Annotated in this window: 3 protein-coding genes; all 3 read right to left on the bottom strand. The window is 72.8% G+C overall.

What is annotated here, in order from left to right; genetic code table 11:
- The coding region (locus ACFYQA_RS26675; protein ID WP_388922704.1) for a glycoside hydrolase family 5 protein at positions 1–855 on the bottom strand (855 nt) is incomplete at its 3' end.
- A gap of 164 nt (positions 856–1019) precedes the next feature.
- Positions 1020–1220 (bottom strand): hypothetical protein, encoded by a 201-nt coding sequence (locus tag ACFYQA_RS26670; protein ID WP_388922701.1) that lies wholly within the window; start codon positions 1218–1220, stop codon positions 1020–1022.
- A complete protein-coding gene (locus ACFYQA_RS26665; RefSeq protein WP_388922698.1) occupies positions 1201–1554 on the bottom strand; it encodes a hypothetical protein in 354 nt (117 codons plus the stop codon). Before ACFYQA_RS26665 ends, ACFYQA_RS26670 begins: the two co-directional genes overlap by 20 nt.
- Positions 1555–1725 lie beyond the last annotated feature (171 nt).

Here is a 1725-nt window from a genome sequence, read left to right as displayed (position 1 = left end):
CTGGCGGCGAATCCCAGCTCGTTGCCCTGCTCCGCAGGAGCTGTGTTTCCTCCCCGAGCTAAAGCACGGGGTATCCACACAGGAGGAAGAGATGATGTTCGAGGCGTGGACCGGATCGTTCACCACCTCGGCCTCGTCGGCGCCCTCGGAGACGCCGAACGAGGACCAGGCGCGGGTGCCGACCAGGACGGGGGCGTCCGCGTCGATGTTCCGGATGACCGGGATGATCTGCTCCGCATAACCCTTGATCGCCGGCCAGCTCACACCGCTGGGCTCGTTGGCGATCTCGTAGAGGATGTTGTTCCGGCCCTGGTTGCGGTGGGCGATCTCGGTGAAGAACCGCCGCGCGTTCTCGAGGTTGAGGTTCGGGTCACCGGGACTGAGCATGTGCCAGTCGACGATCACGTACAGGCCGCGCTCGCTCGCCTCCCGGATCAGGGAGTCGGCCAGGTCGGTGAAGCGGGCGGGGTCGGTCTCGTAGCCGCCCTCCTGCACATAGGTGGAGACGCGCAGGACGTCGGCCCGCCAGTCGTGGGCGAGGGCGTCGAGCGAGCCGTCGGTCAGGCACTGGGCGTACCACTGGGTTCCGTGCGTGCTCATGCCGCGCAGCTGGACCGGGTTCCCGTGCTCGTTGCAGAGCTTGGTGCCGCAGACCTCGAGCTGTCCGTTGGCGGCGACCGGAGAGTCGGCCGCGGCCGTGGTGGCCTGGGAGTTCACTGTCTCCGTACGGGGGGTGGTGGCCTGCCCGGTGGGGGTGGCGGGGGCGGTGGCGAGGAGGAGGAGGAGGAGGAGGAGGAGGGCGCCGAGGGCGGCGGCGGCCGCGGTCGGGCGCAGCCGGAAAGATGCCGTTCTCATGTGGGGGGGGCTCCGTTCGCACGGACGATGGTTAGGAAACTTTCCTAATCCGATGGAACCAACACCGGACCCGCCTTTGTAAGGTGCACGACAACCTCATAGGGAGGACTTCCCGCCGGCCGTGTGACGCGGCGGCCGCCGTGTGACACGGCGGCCGGGTGGGGTCAGGGTGTCGGGGCCCCGGGGCGCCGCTCGTCCCGCGGGGCAAGGGCCGCGCCCGTGCGTCCGCCCGGGTGGCGCAGGGCGACGAGGAAGGCGACGCCCATGCCGTAGAACACCCGCTGATCGGCCCGCGCGAAGCCCATCCGTACGGCCCACATCGCGTCCCGCACGGCGGCGCTGGCCTCACCACCGCCTTCCGGCACCCGGGTGTCGCCGCCTCCTAAAGACGGCCTCGATGAGCTGGCGTGCGACGTCCCGGGCCTCGCCGGACGGCACTCCGCGGGGCTCCGGGGTGTTCACCACGTTGTCCGTGGTGGCGTGCGTGAGCATCGTGCCCAGGGCGGCCGGTCCCACGCCGGCCGCGTAGTCGCGCACGGTCCGGGCGATGCCGGCGACCTCGCCGTACGAGGCGCCGATCGCGCGGTTGACGACGTCCGCGCCGGTCAGGACCGCGTACGGCCACTGGTCGCGGCCCGTCCAGGTCGGCGAGCCGTCCTCCCAGGGCGAAGAAGGCCGCCGGCGCCGGCAGGCAGGCACTGACCGCCCACTGCGTGCCGGGGGTTGAAAGACCCGGTTCGTGGACGATGTCGGGGGCCGCGATGGCGGGGGGGGGGGGGGGGGGGGGGGGGGGAGGGGAGGGGGCGCGCGGGGCGGGGGCCCCCCCCGCGCGCGGGGACCCGCGCCGGGGGGCCCCCGCGGGGGGGGGGC

It is taken from the genome of Streptomyces sp. NPDC005774, from assembly GCF_042871645.1.
GTDB lineage: Bacteria > Actinomycetota > Actinomycetes > Streptomycetales > Streptomycetaceae > Streptomyces > Streptomyces pratens.
Note: the sequence above shows the minus strand (reverse complement) of the source record. Positions and strands in the feature narration are given on the sequence as shown.